Annotated in this window: 20 protein-coding genes; 2 read left to right on the forward strand and 18 right to left on the reverse strand. The window is 70.9% G+C overall.

The genetic code is table 11. The annotated features are described in order from the left end of the window. Positions 1-111: 111 nt before the first annotated feature. Complete coding sequence (locus FOF48_RS20695; RefSeq protein WP_143904338.1) at positions 112-312, forward strand: hypothetical protein; 201 nt, start codon at positions 112-114, stop codon at positions 310-312. 241 nt (positions 313-553) lie between these two features. Here FOF48_RS20695 and FOF48_RS20700 read toward each other — a convergent pair whose 3' ends face one another. Then, on the reverse strand, positions 554-946 hold the full coding sequence (locus FOF48_RS20700) for a helix-turn-helix domain-containing protein (RefSeq protein ID WP_143904340.1): 393 nt from the start codon (positions 944-946) through the stop codon (positions 554-556). Between the two features lie 121 nt (positions 947-1,067). On the opposite strand from FOF48_RS20700, the gene FOF48_RS20705 reads away from it, so the two are divergent. Next, complete coding sequence (locus FOF48_RS20705; protein WP_143904342.1) at positions 1,068-1,835, forward strand: SDR family NAD(P)-dependent oxidoreductase; 768 nt, start codon at positions 1,068-1,070, stop codon at positions 1,833-1,835. Positions 1,836-1,960: 125 nt separating this feature from the next. On the opposite strand, the gene FOF48_RS20710 is transcribed toward FOF48_RS20705, so the two are convergent. The 17 genes from FOF48_RS20710 to FOF48_RS37570 all read right to left on the reverse strand — a co-directional run bounded on the left by FOF48_RS20710 (position 1,961) and on the right by FOF48_RS37570 (position 20,971). Then, positions 1,961-3,487: a PH domain-containing protein gene (locus FOF48_RS20710; protein WP_143904344.1), complete on the reverse strand. Its 1,527-nt coding sequence runs from the start codon at positions 3,485-3,487 to the stop codon at positions 1,961-1,963. Then, positions 3,477-3,911, reverse strand: coding sequence for a PH domain-containing protein (locus tag FOF48_RS20715; protein ID WP_161665532.1), 435 nt, complete (start codon positions 3,909-3,911; stop codon positions 3,477-3,479). Before FOF48_RS20715 ends, FOF48_RS20710 begins: the two co-directional genes overlap by 11 nt. 174 nt (positions 3,912-4,085) lie before the next feature. Continuing rightward, on the reverse strand, positions 4,086-4,391 hold the full coding sequence (locus FOF48_RS20720) for a PRC-barrel domain containing protein (protein ID WP_186002002.1): 306 nt from the start codon (positions 4,389-4,391) through the stop codon (positions 4,086-4,088). An 18-nt stretch (positions 4,392-4,409) separates the two neighbouring features. Beyond that, positions 4,410-5,216 carry an acyl-CoA desaturase gene (locus FOF48_RS20725; protein WP_143904349.1) on the reverse strand — a complete coding sequence of 269 codons (807 nt, stop codon included), beginning with the start codon at positions 5,214-5,216 and terminating at the stop codon, positions 4,410-4,412. Positions 5,217-5,399: 183 nt separating this feature from the next. Beyond that, positions 5,400-6,791, reverse strand: coding sequence for a multicopper oxidase family protein (locus tag FOF48_RS20730; RefSeq protein ID WP_143904351.1), 1,392 nt, complete (start codon positions 6,789-6,791; stop codon positions 5,400-5,402). Further along, positions 6,772-8,118, reverse strand: a complete 1,347-nt coding sequence (locus FOF48_RS20735) for a TolC family protein (RefSeq protein ID WP_255442462.1) — start codon at positions 8,116-8,118, stop codon at positions 6,772-6,774. Before FOF48_RS20735 ends, FOF48_RS20730 begins: the two co-directional genes overlap by 20 nt. 242 nt (positions 8,119-8,360) lie before the next feature. Then, a complete protein-coding gene (locus FOF48_RS20740; protein WP_143904354.1) occupies positions 8,361-9,008 on the reverse strand; it encodes an isoprenylcysteine carboxylmethyltransferase family protein in 648 nt (215 codons plus the stop codon). A 64-nt stretch (positions 9,009-9,072) separates the two neighbouring features. Next, the gene (locus tag FOF48_RS20745; protein WP_143904356.1) at positions 9,073-9,618 is read right to left on the reverse strand and encodes an RNA polymerase sigma factor; all 546 of its coding nucleotides are present in this window, start codon (positions 9,616-9,618) and stop codon (positions 9,073-9,075) included. Next, positions 9,615-12,743 carry an efflux RND transporter permease subunit gene (locus tag FOF48_RS20750; protein ID WP_143904358.1) on the reverse strand — a complete coding sequence of 1,043 codons (3,129 nt, stop codon included), beginning with the start codon at positions 12,741-12,743 and terminating at the stop codon, positions 9,615-9,617. The genes FOF48_RS20745 and FOF48_RS20750 overlap by 4 nt, the downstream gene beginning before the upstream one ends. Continuing rightward, positions 12,733-13,923 carry an efflux RND transporter periplasmic adaptor subunit gene (locus FOF48_RS20755; RefSeq protein ID WP_143904360.1) on the reverse strand — a complete coding sequence of 397 codons (1,191 nt, stop codon included), beginning with the start codon at positions 13,921-13,923 and terminating at the stop codon, positions 12,733-12,735. Before FOF48_RS20755 ends, FOF48_RS20750 begins: the two co-directional genes overlap by 11 nt. Continuing rightward, positions 13,920-15,149 carry a TolC family protein gene (locus tag FOF48_RS20760; RefSeq protein WP_143904362.1) on the reverse strand — a complete coding sequence of 410 codons (1,230 nt, stop codon included), beginning with the start codon at positions 15,147-15,149 and terminating at the stop codon, positions 13,920-13,922. Before FOF48_RS20760 ends, FOF48_RS20755 begins: the two co-directional genes overlap by 4 nt. 105 nt (positions 15,150-15,254) lie before the next feature. Next, on the reverse strand, positions 15,255-15,569 hold the full coding sequence (locus FOF48_RS20765; RefSeq protein WP_143904364.1) for a hypothetical protein: 315 nt from the start codon (positions 15,567-15,569) through the stop codon (positions 15,255-15,257). Positions 15,570-15,642: 73 nt separating this feature from the next. Beyond that, positions 15,643-16,476 (reverse strand): N-acetylmuramoyl-L-alanine amidase, encoded by an 834-nt coding sequence (locus tag FOF48_RS20770; protein ID WP_143904366.1) that lies wholly within the window; start codon positions 16,474-16,476, stop codon positions 15,643-15,645. Positions 16,477-16,659: 183 nt separating this feature from the next. Further along, complete coding sequence (locus FOF48_RS20775; RefSeq protein ID WP_143904368.1) at positions 16,660-16,944, reverse strand: hypothetical protein; 285 nt, start codon at positions 16,942-16,944, stop codon at positions 16,660-16,662. Positions 16,945-16,948: 4 nt separating this feature from the next. Then, positions 16,949-18,469 carry a DUF4331 domain-containing protein gene (locus tag FOF48_RS20780; RefSeq protein WP_143904370.1) on the reverse strand — a complete coding sequence of 507 codons (1,521 nt, stop codon included), beginning with the start codon at positions 18,467-18,469 and terminating at the stop codon, positions 16,949-16,951. A 151-nt stretch (positions 18,470-18,620) separates the two neighbouring features. Next, positions 18,621-19,748, reverse strand: coding sequence for a HupE/UreJ family protein (locus FOF48_RS20785; RefSeq protein WP_143904372.1), 1,128 nt, complete (start codon positions 19,746-19,748; stop codon positions 18,621-18,623). Next, the gene (locus tag FOF48_RS37570; RefSeq protein ID WP_143904374.1) at positions 19,745-20,971 is read right to left on the reverse strand and encodes a tetratricopeptide repeat protein; all 1,227 of its coding nucleotides are present in this window, start codon (positions 20,969-20,971) and stop codon (positions 19,745-19,747) included. The genes FOF48_RS20785 and FOF48_RS37570 overlap by 4 nt, the downstream gene beginning before the upstream one ends. Positions 20,972-21,008 lie beyond the last annotated feature (37 nt).

The raw sequence follows: 21,008 nt of genomic DNA on the forward strand, positions 1-21,008 counted from the left end.
CGCACGCCGTTGATTCCCGAGGGGCTGGCGCCGTACCTCGGCAAACCGCAGTGGACGCACGACTGTATGACGGACGTAGGCCTCCAATGACGCCCCCTTGGGTGGAACCGCTTGCCGCACCGGGGGCAGCGCCAGGAATTGGCGTACCAGCCCAGGGCCGCGGAGCCGAAAAACCACGCCCAGACGACGACGCTGTTCCAGGTGCGTGAGGATGAGTGGGCCGTGAAGACCGCGGCGAGGACACAGCCAACGACGATGAAGGTGAAGAAGGCAATCCACCTCCGGCGGTACTGCTTCCACTTCGCGGCGTAGGACTCCTCCGTCACGTGCGCCTCCTCGTCTCCAGGGCCCTAATGACAGTGCGGCGGATGCGTCTTGCCATGGACGTCGCGTGCCCATGCCGCCTGACGCCGGCCACATGCCACCTGCTCCCCGCGGCCGCAGCAGGGTGCGCCACCGCGGACGAGCGTTCGCGGGCGTGGGCGGCGGCGCGACGCCTGCTTCCCGCATGGTTCCTTCACCGCGGCTTCGCGGTTCCATGCGACCGCCGCTGTCACTTCGACTTGCTCGGCGTGCCGCGCTTCGGTTGCGTGGTGTTCTTGACGCCGCTCACAGCGGCGGCCTCGAGCTCGCTTCTGTGCTTCTTTCCCCAATCGCAGAGCGCGCCCACGATTGGCCGCAAGCTCATGCCGAGCTTCGTCGCGGTGTAGACGACACGGGGAGGTACCTCGGCGAAGACCTCGCGGTGGACGATGCCGTGCTCCTCCAGCTCGCGCAGTGACTGCACGAGCATCTTCTGGCTGACGTCGGGGATGAGGCGACGCAGCTCCGAGAGACGCTTCGGGCCGTCGAACAGGAAGTAGAGCGCGAAGACCTTCCAGCGCCCGCCGATCACCCGCAGCGCGCGTTCTGCCGGGACGTGCGGTAGCTCCTTGATGATGGGCATGGTTACCTTTGGGTTCCTATGGAACCACGATGTTCGTAGTTGACCGAAGAGTCTCTAGCTACGAATCGAGTTGTACGCCATCAAGAGTCGGCAAGCCCATGTCGGGCTTGAAAGGACTCCCATGTCGATCGAGAAGACCCCCGTCGCCCTCATCACCGGAGCCAGCCGAGGCATCGGTCGGGCCACCGCGCTCACCCTCGCCGAGCGAGGTGTCGACGTCATCGTCACGTATGTGTCCGCCGAGAAGGAGGCGAACGACGTCGTCGAGAGCATTCGCGACAAGGGCCGCAAGGCCGTCGCGTTGCGGCTCGACCTCGCGATGACAGACACGTTCGATGCGTTTGTTGGCGACGTGAAGACACAGCTCATGCAGACGTGGTCACGCGAGCGTCTCGATTTTCTCGTGAACAACGGTGGCGCGGGTGGCCCGGTGTCCTTCGCCGAGACGACCGAGTCGACGTTCGACGCGCTCGTCGGCGTCCACTTCAAGGGCCCGTTCTTCCTCACGCAAAAGCTCCTGCCCGTGCTCGCCGACGGAGGCCGCATCGTGAACGTCTCGACGGGATTGACGCGTTACACGATTCCGGGCGTCTCGGTCTACGCGGCGGTGAAGAGCGCGCTCGAAGCCGTCACGCGGGTGCTCGCCCTTGAGCTTGGGCCACGCCGCATCGCCGTGAACTCCGTGGCTCCTGGCGGCATCGTCACCGACTACGGCGGCGGGTTCATGCGCACCAACGAACAGCTTCGGAAGGCAGTCGTCGCCGAGACGCCGCTCGGTCGTCTTGGAGAACCCGAGGACGTGGCCGACATCATCGCGTCGCTGCTCTCGCACGATACGCGATGGCTCACGGGCCAGCGCATCGAAGCCACCGGCGGCTATCGGCTCTGACCTTCATCGACCTCGTTACCTGCGCACATCTTGTCTTGTTCGAGGTCGCGCCGGGAGGTCGCGGGGTTCGCACACCGCCAGCGTTTGAACGTTGGGGGGGAGTCGAGCCGCACGCACGTGGCCCGCTATCCGGGAAGCCGCACGGCCGGGAGCTGGGGGCTGCGCGACGGACGCCTCGCTGGGAGCACGTCGATGAGGGATTGGGCCTCCGCCCATCCCACGCTCGGCAGGATGACGTGCGAACCCGCGACGTCGATGCGCACGTGCCCGATGCCATAGCCGCGCTCCAGCGGACCCTGACGTGCCTTGACGGACTGGATGCGCGCGCGCTGCACCACCGTCGTGCGGCGCCTCCAGAAACCCTGGCGCACCACCACCAGCGCGTCCGTGACGAGCCACCCCTGGAACCGCCAGTCGAACCACGCCCCCAGCCACTGCGCGGGCAGCAGGAGCCACGCCACCGCGCCCCACGCCCCCCAGAACCAGGTCGCGGGCGCCGCCACCAGCACGCTCAACCCCACCGCCCGGATGCGGGCACGCAGGAGCGCCTTGGGATGCGCTCGCTGGAGGGGCAGGGACCCCAGGGCGTCGGGCAGCTCCGGCACGAACTCCCGAAGCAACTCCGGCATGCGCGCCGTGGGCACCACCGGCACCAGGAGCTCCGCGCGGTCCGCTGCCTCCTGGCCGCCGCGGACACCCGCGGTCTCCACCTCCACCGACCCGAAGCCCAGCGTGCGACGCAGGAGCGGCTCATCCAGCACCACCTGCTGGATGCGCGCCCGCCGCACCGTCACCTGACGACGCGTGATGAGCCCACCCACCGCGCGCAGGTGCGTGCCCGTGTCCACCAGCCGGAAGCCGTGGAAGCGCAACACCGCCCGCACACCACTCACCAGCCACAGGCCGAGCAGCCCGATGAGCGCCGCCACCGTCGCGGCCAGCCAGCCCATGCCCGGCGCCGCCACCGCGTCCCAATGCGCTTCCATCCAGGGACGCAGCAGCTTCTGGAAGGTCTCGGTGATTTCATGCAGCGCGCCCAGCGCCACCGCGATCACTCCCACTCCCAGCGCGGTCGCGCCGTAGAGCAGCAGCCCTCCCAGGTGGGCCTCGGAGAGCACTCGCTCCTCCCGCGCGGGGTCGCCGGGCAGCGGCCCCGCCGTACCTGCCTCCCCGCGCACCGCCTGGAGCGCAAGGACCAACGCCTGTGCGTCCTCCGGCGTCAGGCCTCGCAGATGGCCGTCCGCCTTGCCTCCGGAGGCCGTCTCCACCTTCACCTCCACCAGCCCGAACAGCTTCGACATGAAGGGCTGAAGCACCTCCGTGTTCTGCACCCGCGCGGCCTCGATGAAGCGCGACGAGCGGGTGAAGACGCCAGAGCGGATCTCCAGCTGGGCGCCCACCACGCGGTAGCTCAGCGTGGCCACTTCATAGAGCCCGCCGGCGAGCAAGAGCGCCGCGATGCCCGACATGAACACCCAGGCGAACCCCGGCGGGCCGTGCTCGCCAGCGAAGTACGCGGGCAGCAGCGCCCCCAGCATCAGGCGCCCGAGGCTCGCCGACAGTGGCACCAGCGCCGCGAGCGGTGCCTTCGAGCTGAGCCGCTTCCAGGGCACCTCCTGCGTGGCGGGCGGGGCCTCTGGCTCAGACGACATCGTCGGCCTCGCGCCGCACCAGTCGCTCGCGCAGGGCGTCCGCCGTCTCCCGTGTGAGGCCCGGAATCTCTCCGTCCGCGCCGCTGCCCGCCGCCGTGAAGATCTGCAGGCGCGCGAGCCCCAGTGAGCGCTCGATGGGGCCCTGGTGCACGTCCACATGCTGGATGCGGCCCGCCGGGATGGACACCACCTGCTGCAGGAGCACCCCGTGCGAGATGATCAGGTCGTGCTCGCGCAGCGCCCACCCCCAACGCTCATGCGCCCGCTGTGGATACCACGCCGTCAGCACGCTCAGCCCCAGTACCACCGCGCACGGCAGCAGGAACGGCCAGCGCTCGTTGCCCGCGAACGTCAACGCAAGCGCCACGGCGAGGGCCATCGCGCCATAGACCCCCATGCGCAGCAACGCCCGGATGCGGAACAACGTGAGCGCTCCACGTGGGAGGCGTTCCAGGGGCGGCAACGGGGCAGTCATCGCGTCTCCTCCAGGGGAGCCCCGAATCTACCCTCATCCGGCCTCTCCCGCTGGAACTCGGCTGTGCGACTGAACCCGTATTCAGAATTTTCAAGGGTGACGTCTCAGCGCGCGGCCCGGGGCTCAGGACGGCGCTGGCGCGGCCCCTGGCTCCTGGTCGAGCACCTGTCGGAGCTCCTCCACGCTGACGGCGAGGAGCACCGTGTCGCTCACGGATTGGACCAGGCGCGTGGGCACGTCGATGCGCGCCGCGCGGAAGTAATTCCAGTACGTCCCCAGCTCATCGGCGGATGCTGATTGAAGCTTCACGTGCAGCGCTTCGACCCGCCAGGACGCATCGTCAATCGTCAACGCCTCCACGGTCCCCAGGGTCTGTCCTCCCGAGGCCACGACCGTGCGCCCCTGGACGACGGCTTCCGAAAATCGCATGTGCCGCCTCCCTTCCACTCACAAGGATGGGGATGCTGTCAGCGGCGGGCTCTGGGTTTCCCGCGCCAGGGCGGGGCGGTCCTTCGCGTGCTCACCCTGCGGCACGTTCGTCAGGCGGATGAGCTTCAGGCGGGCGAGCAGCCGCATCACCTGCCATGTGGGATCCAGCTCGAAGCGTCGTGCCGCGAAGTCGGGGCTCGCCGGCCGGGCGTGGTGGTTGTTCTGGAACAGCTCGCCCATGCACAGCACGTCGAACGGCAGGGTGTTTCGGGAGTCGTCGCGGCTCGCGAAGTTGCGGTAGCCATACCGGTGGCCGCACCAGTTGACGATGGCGCCGTGCACCGGCCCCATCACGAGATGCAAGGGCATGAGCGCCCAATGCCAGGGACGCGTCGCGAAGCGCCGGTAGAACAGCGCGTAGGCGGCGCCGAAGGCGACGCGCATGGGCCAGCGACTGAAGAGGCGATCCACCGCGGGCCACTCCGGATGACCGCCGAGGAAGCGCTTTTCGGAGGGGATTCGCCGGGCGAGCAGGCCCGTGTAGCGGCGCGCGGTCTCGAGCATCATCCGCAGCGGGTTCTTCTGATGCGCGGGGGAATGCGGATCGCGTTCCGTGTCCGCGTACGCGTGGTGTTCCCGGTGCAGGATGGCGTAGGCGCGCGGGTCCAGATAGCTCGAGCCTTGAATCAAGGCGGTCGACAGGTGCATCGCCCGCTCGGTGCGCGGCCCCATCGTGAACATCCGGTGCGCGGCGTAGCGGTGCTGGAAGAGGCTCTGACTGAGGACGCTGAGGGACCAGTGCGCGGCGAAGAAGTAGGGAATCATGCAGGAAGGAACCTCCTCCATGTCAGCCCCTTGTCAGACGCCCGCCGAAAGGCCCATGGGACTTCTCCGGCCCGAGTGCAACGGCCGTGAGCCCCAGGGCTGCTTCGCACGGAGGCTCTTCCCCCCGTGCCTGCTTCGCTCGTGGGGCGAGGCGAGGACAGACACGCCCCCTGCCGGCCACGCTCAGACGTCGATGCCGTCGCGGCGAAGCTCGTCCGCCTGGGCCAGCTGTGCCTGCGTTCCCGGCGGTGGGGTGTACCAGCCCGGATCGCCTTCGCCGTCCAGCTTCGCGCGGACCTTGAGCAGCGTGAACATGCCGCCCATGGTGATGTCGTCGTAGGGGCCCTTGCCCCCCACCATGGGGATGGAGTTCGCGGGCACGGGCATGTGGTGCATGCCGCCCATGTCCCCCATGCCCGTCTGCCCCATCGTCATGTATCCCGGGAGCAGCGGGCGCACCTTCGCGTCCAGGCCGTCGGGCTTCACGCCGATCATGTTCGGCAGATCGTGGCCCATCTGGTTCATCACGTGGTGGGTCATGTGACAGTGCATGGCCCAGTCGCCAGGCTCGTCCGCGACGAACTCGATGGTGCGCGTGCTCCCGGTGGGCACCAGCACCGTCGTCTCCGGCCACTGCGCGTTGTCCGGGATGCGGCCTCCGTCCGTCTCGGTGATGCGGAACTGGAAGCCGTGCAGGTGGATGGGGTGGTGATCCATCGCGCTCAGGTTGCCGAACCGGATCCGCACCCGCTCGCCCTGGCGCACGACGAGCGGAGCCGTGCCGGGGAACGCCTTCGCGTTCATCGTCAGGATGTTGAAGTCCGTCATCTCGTTGGGGTCCGGGCGCCGCGCGCCCGGGTCGATGCGCCACTCGTGCAGCATGATGGCGAAGTCCCGGTCCACGCGCGGTCCCACCGGCTTGCGCGGGTGGATGATGAACATGCCCACCATGCCCAGCGCCATCTGCGTCATCTCGTCGTGGTGCGAGTGATACATGCACGTGCCGGACTGGCGCACCGTGAACTCGTAGCGGTACGTCTCCCCCGGCGCGATGGCCTTCTGGTTCAGGCCCCCCACGCCATCCATGCCGCTGGGGAGCAGGACGCCGTGCCAGTGCACCGTGGTGTGCGCGGGCAGCTTGTTGGTGACGTAGAAGCGGACGCGGTCGCCCTCCACCACCTCGATGGTGGGCCCATGCACGTGTCCGTTGTAGCCCCAGCACGTGGCCTTGAGGCCGGGCGCGAATTCGTGCTCCACCTCCTGCGCCACCAGGTGGAACACCTTCACGCCGCCCACGTCCCGCCAGGGCAGCTTCGCCCCGTTGGGCACGACGACGGGCCGGTAGTCGCGCCCCTCTCGTCCTGGCGGCAGGTGCGCCTGCTTCGCGCCAGGCGCGGCGGGTTGGGCCCGCGCGTCGCGGCCGTGCATCAGCAGGGCGCCTGTCGCCAGCGTGGCGCCCGTGCGCGCGAGCAGGCTCCGGCGCGTGAGGGCGGGAACGTCCGGGCCGGTTCGGGGCTCTTCGGACCGCGTGTCCTCGGGGGCGCCCTGGGGGTCGTCAGTGGTCGTGGTGTTCATGGGTGGGTTCCGGGGAAGGGGTGGGCGTGGGAGCTTCGGGGGTGCCCGTGGGCAGAGGGCCCGTGGGCAGGCGTCCGCCCACGAGGCGCTCCAGGTCGGCCCGCGCCATCCAGTAGTCGCGGACTGTTTCGAGGTAGGCCCTCCAGGCCTCCACCTGTTCGCGCCGTGCGAGGAGGAGCGCCGGGAGGCCGATCTGCATCGCGTTGTACTGGCGCTGGGACTCGTCGACGATGGTCGTGCGCAGCGGGAGCACGACCTTCTGGTAGCGCTCCGCCATGTTCCGGAGCGTCATCAGCCTCGCCCGGGTGGCGCGCACCTCCGAGCGGGCGTTGACGGACAGCTCGGTCAGCCGGTCCTCGCCCTGGCGGTACTGGGCTTCCAGCTTCGCGATGAGCGCCTGCCGCTGATCGAAGATGGGCAGCTCCAGCGACAGCGTGGGGCCAAAGAGGCGCGGCCCGTTCGCGTCGCGGTGCGTGTGCACGCCCACCTCCACGCGACCGAAGAAGCGCGTGCTGCGCGCCAGCTCCAGCGCGTTCCACAGGAGCGAGGCCTGCTTCCGGGCCGCGTCGATGTCCAGCCGCTGCCGGATGGCGAGCGTCTCCAGGTGCTCCAGCGAGGACTCGATGGTGGGGACCTCCGGCAGCTTCTCCACCAGCGTCCACTGGACCCTCGCGCCGAAGAGGCCCATCAGGCGGTTGAGGTGCTCACGGGCCTCGAACAGCGCCAGCTCGTCCTGCGCGAGCTCCAGCCGGGCCTGTTCCAGGGAGGCCTGCTCCGTGGCCAGGGCCAGCTCCGTGACGTTTCCCGCGGCGCGCTGCCGCGCGGAGAGGTCCGCCGCCGCGTCCGCGGCCTGGACCACCTCGCGGCGCAAGGCGACGAGCTGCTGGCGGGCCTGCACCTCCGTGAACGTCTGGCGGACCTCCGCCGTGGTGGCCAGCGCCTCATGCGCGACGCGCAGGGTGTCCGCGATGAACTGCTCCTTCGCCACCCGCTTGCGAAGCGGCAGCGTGAAGAGGTCCACGAAGCCTTGGACGATGGAGAACTCGGACTCGGTGACGCCCTCCGAGGACAGCGGGAAGCCGACACTCCCGCTGAAGGACGGGTTGGTCAGCAGCCCGGCCTGCACCATGTCCGCCTGGGACACGCCCAGCTCCTCGTACGTCCCCTGGAGCGACGGGTTGTTGAGCAGCGCGACCTCCACGGCACGGTCCGACGTGAGGTCGCTGCCCAGCAGGGCATCCAGGTGTTGTTGAACCTGGGCGTCCTCCGGCGTCCCCTGGTTCCAACGCGTCTTCAGGCCCGTCCGCTCCTCCACGAGTGCCGCCACTTCCAGGTGGCCGCGCTCCTTCTGGACGGAGGCGCAGCCCGCGAGGAGGAGAACGGTGAGAAGCCAGGAGGATTTCCAGTGCACACGAGACCTCGGAATGGGCATGCCTGTACGGGAGCCAGGACACCGGGCCCCCTTGAGCAAGGGCCGGGCCACCGCGCTGGGTGCCGCAACCCCACGGAATGACGGCGTCCGGCGGAGCACGCCTCCGCCCGGATCGCGATGGAGTGTGACCCCCCACATCACACTGTGATGCGCGGAGCAGGGGCCATGGCCGGGAAGCGCCCCACGCCCGGGACGAAGCGGCCCACCCGCGCCGCGTAGCGCTGGTACGCGCTCCCGTGCAGGCGCAGCAGGTGGTCCTCCTCCAGCCGCACCTGGAGCGACACCAGCAGCACGTAGTCGAGCCAGCCCATCACGGTCCAGGCGCTGGGCGTCGCGAGCACCAGGCCCGTCACGACGAGGAGCATCCCGCTGAAGATGGGGTTGCGCACGACGCCGAAGAGCCCGGCCGTCACCAGCTCCGTGCGCTCCGAGTCGATGCCGATGCGCCACGACGCGCCCATCTCGCCCTGGGCCCGCACCGTGACGGCGAACCCCACGACGACCCACGCCCAGCCGCTCCAGCGGAGCGCGTCCGGAACGCGCCACACCCCCAGCGCCTGCTCGCCGAGGGCCAGGTGCGCCGCGCTCCAGAGCACGGTGGCCAGCATGAACAGCGCCATGCCCACGCCGATGACGCGCTGGAGCGGCGGCCCCGAGCGGTGCAGCACCAGGGCGGGCCGGCCCGTGCGCCTGCGCAGGCGCACCGAGGGCAACACCATGGCGAAGAGCAGGAAGGCGAGGGTGGCGGCGGGCAGGGCCGGCCGGGTGAAGGTGACGACATCCATGGGGACCTCCAGAAGCGTTCCCCCTGGCTGACGCCCGGCCCCGCGCGCTCTTACACCCGCATTTTCAGGAGGGCGGGCACGCGCAGTCCACGCAGCCCTGCGCGCAGCAATGGCCACACAGCGCCACCAGCTGGCGTCCCAGCGCCTGCCGCGCGCGGTGCAGCCGCACGGCCGCGTTGTTGGCGGAGATGCCGGCCTCCTTCGCGTACTCCGCCACCGGGAGGCCCTCCAGGTCCACCCGCCGGAGGGCCTCCGCGTACTCCGGCTTGAGCGCGCCCGCGAGCCCCGCCACGCAGCCGCACACCGTGGCCTCCAGGCCTGGATCCTCCGCGGTGGACAGCGGCTGCTCCCGCGCCAGGGACTCCAGCGCGGAGGACTCGCGCTGGCCCCGGCGGTGGCGGTCCACCAGGGCGTTGCGCAGGAGCCGGTAGAACCAGGCCACCGCGCTCTGGTCCTCGCGCAGGGTGCCTCCCTGTTCCATGCCCTTCACGAAGGCGGCTTGCAGGACCTCGCGAGCCGCCTCCTGGCTCCCCACGCGCGGCGTGAGGAACGCGAGGAAGGCGTGGTGGTGGCGCAGCAGCGCGCCGAGCGCCTCGGAGGACAGGCTCATGCGCTGGCCTTTCGCGCCGCCCGGCGGGCCTGGAGGCGCTCCTGGAAGCCGTGCACCAGGGCGTAGAACGTGGGCAGCGCCAGCAGCGTGAACAGGGTGGAGGTGACGAGTCCGCCCACCATCACCACCGCCAGGGGGCGTTCAATCTCCGTCCCGTGAAGCGGCAGCACCAGCAGCGGCAGGAGGCCGAGGATGGCCGTGCCCGCCGTCATCAGTTTGGGACGCACCCGTCCGAGGCTCGCCTCACGCACGGCCTCCGCGAAGGGCTTGCCCCGGGCCATCAGGTCCTTGGTCTGCGCGACGAGCACCAGGCCGTTCTGCACCGCGATGCCGAACAGGCCGATGAGGCCCACCAGGCTGGAGACGTTCCAGGTCTCGCCCGCGAGCAGCAGCGCGAGGATGCCGCCCACGAACGCGTCTGGCAGCGTGGCCAGGATGACCAGCGCCTCCGCCACCGAACCCAGCGCGAGGTACAGCAGGATGAACACCGCCAGCAGCGCCACGGCGATGGCCGCCGTCAGCGACTGCGCCGCGCGCTCCTGGCTCTCCACCTTGCCGCCCACGTCCACGAAGTAGCCCGTGGGCAGCTTCAGCCCCTGGGCCAGGGACTCGCGCACCTCCGCCGCCGTGCTGCCCAGGTCGCGCCCGGACACCCCGGCCTCCACCGCGATGCGCCGGCTGCCCGCCTCGCGCCGCACGCTCCCCGCGCCGGAGGTCTCTTCAATCGTGGCCAGCTGGCTCAACGGGATGCGCGTGCCGTCGTGGCCGTCCACCAGCAGGTTGCGCAGGGCGTTCACGTCGCCCCGGCGATGGTCCGCCAGGCGCAGCACCAGGTCGTAGCGGCGCTGGCCCCGCCAGATCTGCGCGGCCTCCTCGCCCACGAGCCCCACGCGGATGGCCCGGATGACGTCCCCGGGCGTCAGGCCCACCCTGGCCACCGCGGCGCGGTTCACCGCGATGCGCAGCTGGGGGAGGCCGCTCAACTTCTCCACCCGCAGGTCCTCCACGCCGTCCACCTTGGCCATCACGGCGCGCGCCTGCTCCGCGAGGTGTGCCAGCGTCTCCAGGTCCGGCCCGAAGATGCGCACGGACAGGTCGGCGGGGCTGCCCCCCAGGCCCTCGTCGATGCGCATGCCCAGCGGCGTGGTGAAGAGCGCCGACACGCCGGGCACCTTCTCCACCGCTTCGCGCATCCGCTTCTCCAGCGCCTCGCGGTCCCCGGGCGCGTCCTTCTTGAGGACCACCAGCACGTCGGAGAGCGTGTGGGGCATCGGGTCCTCGGTGCGCTCGGCGCGGCCGGTGCGGCGCACCACGTCGTCCACCTCCGGGAACTCGCGCAGCACGTCCTCCACGCGGTGGTTGAGCCGGTCCACCTCGTCCAGGGACGCCTCCGGCGGCAGCACCGTCTGGATGAGGAACGCGCCCTCGTCCAGGCGGGGCATGAAGTCGCTGCCCACCATGAAGGCCAGCCCCAGCGCGGGCACGGTGATGGCCAGCGCCACCACGCGCACCAGCCCCGCGTGGCGCATGCACTTCTCCAGCAGCGGCGCGTAGGCGGCCTTCACCTTGCGGATGAGCCACACGTCCTCGGGGGCATCCTCGCGGGGGGCGCGCAGCAGGAGCCCCGACACCACCGGCACCAGCGTGAGCGCCAGGGCGAGCGACGCGGCCAGACACGCCACCACCGCCGCGGCGAGCGGCTGATACATGCGGCCCTCGATGCCCGTCATCGCGAACAGCGGGATGAAGACCGCCACCACGATGAGCGTGGCGAAGGCGATGGGCCTGCCCACCTCCATCGCCGCGGCCAGCGCCTCGTCGCGCACCGAGCGGCGCCCCCGGCCCTCGCGCAGGTCGTGGATGACGTTCTCCACGACGATGATGGCCGCGTCCACCAGCAGGCCCACCGCGATGGCCAGCCCTCCCAGCGTCATCGTGTTCAACCCGACGCCCGCCGCCTTCAACAGCAACCCCGCCAGCGCCAGCGACAGGGGCAGGGTGAGCGTGACGATGAGCGCCGCGCGCCAGTCCCCCAGCATCAGGAAGAGCACGCCCACCACCAGGAACGCGCCCAGCAGGATGGCGCGGCCCACGCCTCCCAGCGCGGAGCCCACGAGCTCCGACTGATCGTAGACGACGCGCAGCTCCACCCCCGGCGGCAGCGAGCGGCGCAGCTCGTCGATGGCCGCGCGCACGCCCGCGGCCACCCGCACCGTGTCCGCGCCGAATTGCTTGCTCACGCGGCAGCTCACCACCTCGCCCTTCAGCCGGTGCGCCAGGCCCCGCCGCAGCGCGGGCGCCTCGCGCACGTCCGCCACGTCCCCCAGCAGCACGGGCGTGCCGTCCCGCAGCGCGACCACGGTGTTGTTCAGGTCCTCCACCGTCTCCGCCCGGCCCACCGCGCGCACCGTCCACTCCATGGCCCCCTGCACCACGAAGCCTCCGGACGCGTTGAGGCTCGCGCCCTCCAGGCCGTGCTGCACCTCGTCCAGGGTGATGCCGCGCGCCACCAGCTGATCCGGATCCAGCAGCACCTGGAACTGGCGCAGGTAGCCGCCCAGCCGCTCCACGCCCGCGACGCCGGGCACCGCGAGCAGCCGGTTCTTGATGTCGAACTCCGCCAGGTCGCGCAGCGCCATCAGGTCCGCGCTGCCAGGCTCCGCCTCCAGCGTGAACTCGAAGACTTCGTTGAGCCGGCCCGTGAGGCTGGAGACGAGCGGCGCGTCGGTGCCGGGCGGCAGCTCCGCCTGCGCCTGCGCCACGCGCTCCACCACGTACTGGCGGCTGCGGAAGTAGTCCGCGTCCGGTTCGAACTCCACCGTCACCTGGGTCACGCCCAGCTGCGAGGTGGAGCGGATGCGGCGCACCTGCGGCAGGCCCGCCAGCGTCACCTCCATGGGGATGGCCACCGCCGTCTCCAGCTCCTCGGCGCCCATGGCCGGGTTCTGCACGATGACGTTGAAGATGGGCGCGGACAGGTCCGGGAACACGTCCTGTCGCAGGTTCTTGAGGGCCACCAGTCCGAAGGCCGCCAGCGCCAGGACCAGGAGGACGGTGAGTCCCGGCCGGGCGAAGGAGGCGCTCAGGATGCGCCCTGGGAGCGTCGCGCGAGGTTCAGTGGCCATGTTCATCACCTCCGCCCTTGGACTTCTCCACCTCGGCCTTGAGCAGGAACGCTCCCTCCACGACCACCTGCTCGCCGACGGCGAGCCCCGACAGCACCTCCACCTGTGTTCCCAGGCTGCGGCCCCGGCCCACCTCACGCTGTTCGAAGACGCCCACCTCCGGCGTGGGCAGGAAGGCCACCCAGCCGTTCTCCATCCGCTGGAGCGCGGCCGCGGGCACGGCGGTGAGCGTGGCGCCCGGCTCGCCCAGCGGCACGGACGCGGTCGCGGACATGCCCGGCCGCAGGAGCCCCTTGCTGTTGTCCAGCTCCAGCCGGACGGGGATGGTGCGGCTGCGGGGATCCACTCGCTGCCCCACGTGGCCCACCTTCGCCGCGAACTCCTGGCCCGGGTACGCGGCGAAGGTGACGCGCGCCTCGGTGCCCGGCTTCAGCCGCACCGCGTCCCGTTCAAAGGCGTGGACGATGAGCCACAGCGACGACAGGTCTCCGATGCGGAAGAGCGGCTGCGAGGGATCCGCCATCTGCCCGAGCCGCGCCGCGCGCTCCACGACGGTGCCGTCGATGGGCGCCTTGAGCACGAAGCCCGACGTGCCGTCGCCTCCGGCGCTCCCGCCGCCCAGCGCCACCAGGGCGGCCTTCGCGGCGGCGACCTCCGCTTCCGCCGCGGCGGCCTCCGCGTCCGCGGCCTGCACGTCCTTGCGCGCGACGATGCGCTCCTCGGCCAGGGTGCGCTTGCGTTCCGCGGCCTGTCGCGCGGCGGTGGCGCGAGCCTGGGTGGCCTGGAGATCCGCGCGGGCGCGCCCCAGCTCCGGACTCTGGAGCTCCGCCAGCCGCTGGCCCTGCTTCACCGCCTGTCCGGTGGTGACGGCGACCGCGGCCACGCGCGCGGAGACCGGCGAGGACACCTCCGCGTAGGCGTCCTCGCTGAAGGTCAGCTCGCCCAGCGCGGTGACGCTCTCTCCTCCGGGACGGGCCTCCACCTTCGCGGTGGTGACGCGCAGGTCCCGCAGCATTTCCTGGGAGACGTGCACGTGGACCGCGTCTCCGGATTCGTCATGGGGTTTCTCCGGGGCCGCCTTGTCGTGGCCGTCCTCGCGCGCGTCGGCGTGTTCCGCCTGGGAGGACTTGCAGGCGGTGAGGCTCAGCAGGGTGGCGAGCAGCAGCAAGGTGGGCTTCATGGCAGGACTCCGGTTTCCACTTCGAGCTGCACTCGGGAGAGGGCCGCGCGCAGGAGGCCGTCGAGCCACGCGGCCCGCGCCTCCAGGGTGTCGCGGCGGATGAGGAGGAACGCGGCGAGGTCCATCTCGCCGGCGTCGTAGGAGCGCTGGGCCAGGGACGCGTTGTCGTCCAGGAGCGGGAGGATCTCCTCCAGCGCCTTCAATGCATCCTGGCTCGCGCCGTGGCGTTCGCTCGCGGCGCGCTGCTGGGCCTCCGCGAGGACGCGCGCGGCCTTGAGTTCATTCTCGGCTCGGCTCAGGTCCGCGTCGCCCGTGATGCGCGCCTCCTGGCCGCGTGAGAAGACGGGCAGGGGCACGCTGAGCGTCCCCAGCACCACCGTCTCATCCGCCTCCTTCTGGTAGCGCACGCCCACGGAGACGTCGGGCAGCACCAGGCGCCTGCCCAGCGTCGCGGTGGCCTTCGCCTGGACCTGCTCCTGCGCGAGGGCCGCGAGGTCCGCGCGGTCCTCCAGTCGAGCCTGGGACACCCGCGGAGGGGCCAGGGCCAGGGCCCGCAGGTCGTCATCGAACTCGCGCGTCGCCCCGGGGACGAAGCCCATCCGTCCCCCCAGCTCCGCCAGCAGGGCGTTGAGCTCACCCTGGGCCACCTGGGCCTCCGCGCGCGCCCGGGCCCAGGCCACCTTCGCGACGTTGACGTCCACCACCGGCACGTCTCCGGCGTCGAAGCGTCGCTCCGTGGCCTGGACGGTGCGGGACGCCGCGTCCGCGGCGGCGCTCACCAGCTTCAGCCGCTCACGGGCGTGCAGCATGCGCAGGTAGGCGCCGGCCACGTCTCCCAGCAGGAGTCGTTCGGCGTCGCGCAGCCGGGCCTCCTCCATCGAGAGCCCGGCGCGCGCCGCCTCCCGGCGAAGGCCCTGCTTTCCCCCCAGCTCGAAGGGCTGCGACAGCCCCACCGCGACGTCCCAGCCGGGATCGCCGTTGGAGAGCAGTCGTGGCCCGGTCTGGAAGTCGAGCTGGGGGTTGTTGCGAAGCAGCGGCGCGGCGCCCGCCACCGGCCCCTGGGCGGCGCGGACGCGAGCCCGAGCCTCCACGAGCGCGGGCGCGGACTGTCGCGCCAGGGTGAGGGCATCCTGAAGGGTGATGCGGGAGGAAGCCGCGCCGCCAGGGCGCGGACAGAGCAGGGCGACGGCCAGCCCCAAGGCTGCCGTCGTTGAACGGATGGGCACGGAAGGAAGACCTCTTGGAAGGCGGGCCACGCACGCCAGCGCGCCCGGGCGGAAAGCCGGGCACACCGGTGGCGGGGCGCGTGCGAACGGACTGCGGACGCGGGCCTACGCGAGAGGCGCTATCGGGACGTGCAGGATGTCATCCGCGTCAGCGGACGACGGCTCGTGGGTTTCGAGCGAGATGCGCGGGGCCCGGAGCGGAGCGCTCACGAGCCCCGGGAGAGGCACCGCGACGGCCAGGGGCCGCACGTGGGTGCAGCAGACGCAGTCCGCGCAGGTGGGCGCGCACTGGCCCCGGGCGTCGTCATCCGAACAGCCCGTCAGGCACGTCTCCGCCGCCACTGGCCCGAGGGCATGCGCGAGCCCGCCCCCGAGCGGAGCGAGCACCAGCAGACAGAGGATGAGCCAGAAGCGGAGCACCGGGGCGGTCTTCTAGCACGCTCCGGTGGTTCCGTGCACGTGGTCGCGGGGGAGGCGGCGCGGCGAGCGCTGCTCAGCCGCCAATGCCCTTGCGCAGCCGGTTCCAGTCGAAGTTGGCGGCCGGGTCGTCCTTGCGGCCCTTGGGGACGGCCACGTCCTTGTGTCCGACAATGTTGTTCGCCGGAACCTTGTACTCCTGCTTCAGGTAGCCCACGAGCTGGGTCAGCGACTTGTACTGGGCGTCGGTGAAGGCCGTCTTGCCGCTGCCGTCGTTGACGATCTCGATGCCGATGGAGCGCGCGTTCACGTCCGTGGGGACGCCGTGCAGCTCCGCCTTGCCCGCGTGCCAGGCGCGCTTCGTGTCGCCCACCAGTTGATAGATCTTCCCGTCGCGGTCCAGCACGTAGTGCGCGGACACCTGGCTGTCCGGGTTGCGCAGCCAGGCCACGTCGCCGGAGCCATTGTTGGAGCCGGTGTGGTGCAGGACGATGGTGTCGATGTCCGCGCCGTTGCGCGAGTCGCTGTTGGGCGACGGCGCGCTGATGACCGCGGGCTTGGTGAACTTCCCGGGCTGGGTGGGCGTCGTCGGCGTGGACACCTTCGTGAGCGCCTTCTTCAGCGCCGCCGCCGTCTGGTCCCCGTAATAGCCCGTGGCCTGCACGCCCTGGGCGGTCTGGAACTTCTTCACCGCCGCCTCGGTCGCCGGTCCGAAGGTGCCCGGCCCCGAGTTCATCTGCGCCTGCGTCAGGTATCCCAGCTTCACCAGCCCCTGCTGGAGCTGCTTCACCTTGGGCCCCGAATCCCCCTTCCCCAACCCGGCCGGCGGCGCCGTGACGGCGGTGGCCGTGGCGGCCACGCTCGCGGTGGCGGTGGAGGTGACGCGGGAGGAGGAAGCGCGGATGGTCATGGTGAAAAATCCCAGGAAGATTGGAAAGACGTTGCTTTCGCGATTATCGCCGGGATTGTCAGCGAAGTTGTGTGCCGACTCGGAGCCGATTCTGAAACGAAACCGCCCCGACGCCCGGTGCTGTCACCGGACCTCGGGGCGGGCCACCGGAGCCGGTGGTGGGCTGCCCGTTTCGGCCTTCGGCTACTGGAAGAAGGCCGGCGGGAATGCGTTCGGAGGCTCGGTGTCGACGAAGGTCTTGTCGTCGAGCGCCACGGGCTCGGCGGTGTCGTTGGTCTGGGTGTCGATGAGGTCCCGCACGAAGGTGGTGAATTCGATGCCGGTGGGGCCGGCGTCCGGGCCGGCGTCCGGGGTGCCGGAGTCCGGGAGGTCGCTGCCATCTGGCTTGTTGTCGTCGGCGCCGCACCCGGTGTAGGCCACGCCGGCGCCGAGGACGAGGATGCAGGCCATTGCTCTCAGGTGGCGCATGGCATCACGTCCCGTTGCCGTTGGCGCCCGCGTTGGGGGTCGTCAGGTAGGGGAAGACGGCGTCGAACTGCGACGCGTCCTGGAGCACGGCGTCGGTGAACGCGACGTTGCGGGACGGGGCCTGGGTGTCGTTGGCCAGCAGGTAGCCCATGGCCACGCGCAGCTCGATGTCCACGACGTCGTCGCCGGGGCGGCGGCCGTTGGGGAAGCCCGCGGGGTCGCAGCCGGCCAGGGTGGTGTCCAGCTTGCCGTTGAGGAAGCAGCCCGCGGCGCCCAGGTTGTTCTGGTTCGCCTTGGGGGTGGCCGGCAGCGCCATGTTCAGGCGCTGCATCTCCGCCGTGGAGCCGTTGGCGTTGACGCCGGTGACGCCGGTGAGGAACGCCGCCACCAGATCCGCGCGCGGGAAGACGGTGGGCGCCTTCGTGCCGAAGAGGGTCTCCAGCAGGGCGGGCAGCGTGGGGTTCGTCACATAGGTGGCGAACTGGGCGTCGTCCTTGGGCTGGCTGGTGTTGAACTTGTCCTTGTCCGGCAGGCCGATGATGAGCTCATTCACCAGCGGCATGCCCAGGCGGCTGACCTGCTGCCACGCGCCGCCCTCACGCGCGGGATTCGCGAACGTGGGCGTGGGGTTGATGGCGCGCGCCTGACGCACGCTGGCGGTGGTCCACGCGCCGATGATGTCCTGGCTGGTGCCCTTGAGGCAGGCGATGGGCACTTCCAGGGCCAGGGTGGTGATGTTGTTATGCGCCAGCGGATTCGGGACCGCGTCTCGCTTGGCAGGGTCGGTGATGATGGCCGCGGGCGCGTTCACCAGGTCGAAGATCGGCCCCAGGTTGACCGCGAAGGGCTCCTTGCGCTGGCCGACGAACACCTTGCCCGGCGTGGGGCAGTCCGGGATGTTCACCGTGTAGATGTGCTCCTTGACGTAGGCCTCGTACGCGGCCAGGTCACCCAACGACTTGGTACCGATGTAGTCGGTGGGCTTGAGGAAGGTGGTCGAGCCGCCCGCCGCGTTGGTCACGTTCTTGGCGGTGCCGGTGCGGCGGTTGCCGCGGATCACCTTGAGCGTGAAGGACTCCTTCACGTTCAGGTTGGCCTGGTTCGCGGTGGTGATGGGACCCACGTTGAAGAGCGGCACGGGGACCGACTTCGCGTCCGCGCCGGTGCCGATGGTCAGCGCCGCGCCCTTGTCGGAGTTGGCCAGCGTGTTGGTGAAGCGGAACTGGAAGGTGAGGTCCTCCTGTGCGTCACCGGTGTTGTCGATGTGGATCTCATACAGCGCCTCCGGATCCATCGTGAAGAAGTTCGGACCGCCATACCGCTCTTGGAACGGCATGTAGTCGGCGATCATCGTCACGAAGTCCGCGCGGCCCGCTTCGTAGCTGCGGAACAAGTAGAGGTCGGTCCCGTCGACCTTGGGGGACTGGGTGATGAAGGGCGCTTCCCGGTGGCTGGACGCGATCGCCCCGGTAGCACCCAGCGTCGTCGCGATGGTGAGAACCGCCGCGAGTTTCTTTGCTCTCATGTGAGGCTCCTCCTGCTTTGGTGGAAGCTGCGGAGTGACGTCCCGGAGTCGTGCGGGCGCAGGACATACAGCCGCGCACTGCATTTACGCGGGGGGAGTTCGAGCGGATTTCCCAGAGTGGACGAATCCGTTATCCCAGCGGCGCGCGCCGTCAGGTGAGAGACATTGCTACGCCGAAAGCGCGCTCCGCGAACCAAGCACACGCCACCAGGGCGATCACCGCGGAGCCGCCCACGAGCAATGCCCTGCGGTACACAGGTGTCCCGCGCAGGACGAATGCGACCGGCAGGAACACGGCCACGCACGCGAGCTGCCCCAGCTCCACGCCCACGTTGAATCCAAACAGTGTGACGGCGAGGCTACCGGCGGGCAGCTCCAGGTCCGCCAGCACGGACGCGAAGCCGAAGCCGTGGAGCAAGCCCAGCGCGAACGCCGCCAGCCACCGGGTGCGGTCCATCAGCGGAAAGACATTGTTGAGCGCGGCGACGACGACGCTGGCGGCGATGGCGGACTCCACCAGCCGTGATGGCAACGACACCCAGCCCAGGGACGCGGCGCTGAGCGTCAGGGAATGCGCGAGCGTAAAGGCAGACACCACCTTCACCACGTCCTTCACCGCCGCGCCGAAGTCTCCGACTGGAACCCAACGCCCCGTCGCACGGTCGCGCCGAAGGACGGACGGCAGCAGCAGCGCCAGGAGGAAGAGCAGGTGATCGATGCCCGCCCAGATGTGTTCGATGCCGGAGTGCACCATCTGACCGAAGCGCCTCCAGGGAGACAGCCCTTCCAAGGACACCTGGGCGGTGTGGCGCGAGGCGGAGAGGACCAGGGGTTCGCCGGCGCCGTCGCTGCCCACCCGCACGATGCCCCGGTGCTGCGGGTCGCGATCGAAGAGCAGCGAGTAGTCCACGTCCAGCGCGCGCGGCGCGACCGGGCACGCGGAGGTGAAGTCGATGACGGCGTAGGCTCCGTCGGAGTGACGCACCACTCGCAGCGCGGCGGCGGGGGACAGCGGGCACGGGGCGCCCTCCGCGGACAGCTTCAGCCGGGCGAGCGCGTAGCCCGAGACGTCCGCCTGCCGCGCGCCCAGCTCGGCCCAGGTGATGGCGCCGTCGCCATCCGCGTCCAGGACCAAGACTTCTTCCAGGTCGCGCAGGGCCACGTCCCAGCGCCCGGTGAAGCCCTCGCCCGCGCGGTCCAGGTGCAGGTAGCTGTCGCTCGGCTTGTGGGCCAGCGCGACAACGGGGAGGAGGAGCAGCGCCAGGGACAGGGCCTTCATGGGGTGGCCTTTCGCACGCGCTCCGCGAGCGCCAGCGGGCCGGGGTCGTCCGCGCCGCTGGCTTCCAGGAACTTCAAGACGGGGAGGGCGGCGTCGGGCGAGTGGTGGGCGAGCGCGGCCTCCAGGAGGATGCGCGCGTCCCACGGCTCGTGTTGGACCTCCCAGTTCGCCTGGGCCAGCTTCAGCGCCTTCGCGGCGTCCTTCTCGACGTGGAGGGCGAAGCGCGCCTCCTCGCGGGCATGCAGGGCGTCACCGCGCAGGTGGCTGGCCGCGTGGCGCGAAGCCAGCTCGGCGGTGAGCGCGGGGGCTTCCGGCGTGCCCAGGGCCACCTCCGCGAGCACTCGCCGCAAGAGCTGGTTGTCGTCCTGGCCGTGGTCCTTCGTGAGCGCGATGACGTCGCGCGGACGGCCCAGGTCCAGCAGCAGGTCCGCGTAGGCGGCGCGCGTGTACGCGTCGGCCGGGTCCATCGCCAGCACGCGGGCGTAGAGCTTCGTGGCGCGCTCGGTGTCCCCCGCGCGCGCGGCGGCCTCGGCCAGTGTGGACAGCGCCCAGGCCTGTTCGCCCACGCCATGGGCGCCCCGGGCCAGCGCGGCGGACAGCAGCGCGTACGCCTCCCGGGAGCGTCCCGCCAGGCTCTTCACCTGCGCCTGGCACACCGCCCCGGCCACCGGGCCCGCCAGCGGGGCCAGCGCCGCGCAGCTGTTCAAGGCCTCCGAGTGTTCGCCTCTCACGCCCAGGACGACCGCGCGCGTGAGCCATGCCTGCGGATCCTCGGGGGCCTCGCGCACCAGGGCCTCCAGATCGACCAGGGCGGCGGGGAACTCATGGCGGCCCTGGAGGATGGTGGCGCGCAGCAGGCGCACGCCCGTGGGCGGAGTGGCCGCGTCCCACCACGGCGCGAGCGCCGCCTGCGCCCGGCCCAGGTAGCGGGGGTCCCCGGAGGCACGTCCCTCCTCGATGTCCAGCCGCGCCAGCCGCAGCGCCAGGTCCAGTTGATCCGCGCGGGAGGCCAGCGCCCTGCGCAGCGCGGCGCGCTCGCGGGCCTTCGCATCCGTCGCCGTCGCCGGGACGTGCTCCAGCACCGTGTCGCGGGATGCCGGGGTGAACGGGACCCGCTCCGACGCGGGCGTCTGGCCACAGCCCGCGAGGCCCAGCGACAGCGTCAGGGCCAGGTGACGCACGAGGCGCGGAGCGCCGCGCGGCGAAGGGGATGGCGCAAGCATGCGTGAAGAGCCTTACGGAAGCCCTGCACGCTTGGAT

The organism is Corallococcus sp. Z5C101001 (genome assembly GCF_007352635.1).
Taxonomy (GTDB): Bacteria; Myxococcota; Myxococcia; order Myxococcales; family Myxococcaceae; genus Corallococcus; species Corallococcus silvisoli.

Excerpts from the sequence above, each read along its gene's own strand:
- FOF48_RS20785 (WP_143904372.1), bottom strand. The coding sequence starts at position 19,748 with ATGAAGGCCCTGTCCCTGGCGCTGCTCCTCCTCCCCGTTGTCGCGCTG.
- FOF48_RS20700 (WP_143904340.1), bottom strand. The coding sequence starts at position 946 with ATGCCCATCATCAAGGAGCTACCGCACGTCCCGGCAGAACGCGCGCTG.
- FOF48_RS20705 (WP_143904342.1), top strand. The coding sequence starts at position 1,068 with ATGTCGATCGAGAAGACCCCCGTCGCCCTCATCACCGGAGCCAGCCGA.
- FOF48_RS20750 (WP_143904358.1), bottom strand. The coding sequence starts at position 12,743 with ATGGCCACTGAACCTCGCGCGACGCTCCCAGGGCGCATCCTGAGCGCC.
- FOF48_RS20745 (WP_143904356.1), bottom strand. The coding sequence starts at position 9,618 with ATGAGCCTGTCCTCCGAGGCGCTCGGCGCGCTGCTGCGCCACCACCAC.
- FOF48_RS20775 (WP_143904368.1), bottom strand. The coding sequence starts at position 16,944 with ATGCGCCACCTGAGAGCAATGGCCTGCATCCTCGTCCTCGGCGCCGGC.
- FOF48_RS20780 (WP_143904370.1), bottom strand. The coding sequence starts at position 18,469 with ATGAGAGCAAAGAAACTCGCGGCGGTTCTCACCATCGCGACGACGCTG.
- FOF48_RS20730 (WP_143904351.1), bottom strand. The coding sequence starts at position 6,791 with ATGAACACCACGACCACTGACGACCCCCAGGGCGCCCCCGAGGACACG.
- FOF48_RS20710 (WP_143904344.1), bottom strand. The coding sequence starts at position 3,487 with ATGTCGTCTGAGCCAGAGGCCCCGCCCGCCACGCAGGAGGTGCCCTGG.
- FOF48_RS20740 (WP_143904354.1), bottom strand. The coding sequence starts at position 9,008 with ATGGATGTCGTCACCTTCACCCGGCCGGCCCTGCCCGCCGCCACCCTC.
- FOF48_RS20720 (WP_186002002.1), bottom strand. The coding sequence starts at position 4,391 with ATGCGATTTTCGGAAGCCGTCGTCCAGGGGCGCACGGTCGTGGCCTCG.
- FOF48_RS37570 (WP_143904374.1), bottom strand. The coding sequence starts at position 20,971 with ATGCTTGCGCCATCCCCTTCGCCGCGCGGCGCTCCGCGCCTCGTGCGT.
- FOF48_RS20755 (WP_143904360.1), bottom strand. The coding sequence starts at position 13,923 with ATGAAGCCCACCTTGCTGCTGCTCGCCACCCTGCTGAGCCTCACCGCC.
- FOF48_RS20770 (WP_143904366.1), bottom strand. The coding sequence starts at position 16,476 with ATGACCATCCGCGCTTCCTCCTCCCGCGTCACCTCCACCGCCACCGCG.
- FOF48_RS20725 (WP_143904349.1), bottom strand. The coding sequence starts at position 5,216 with ATGATTCCCTACTTCTTCGCCGCGCACTGGTCCCTCAGCGTCCTCAGT.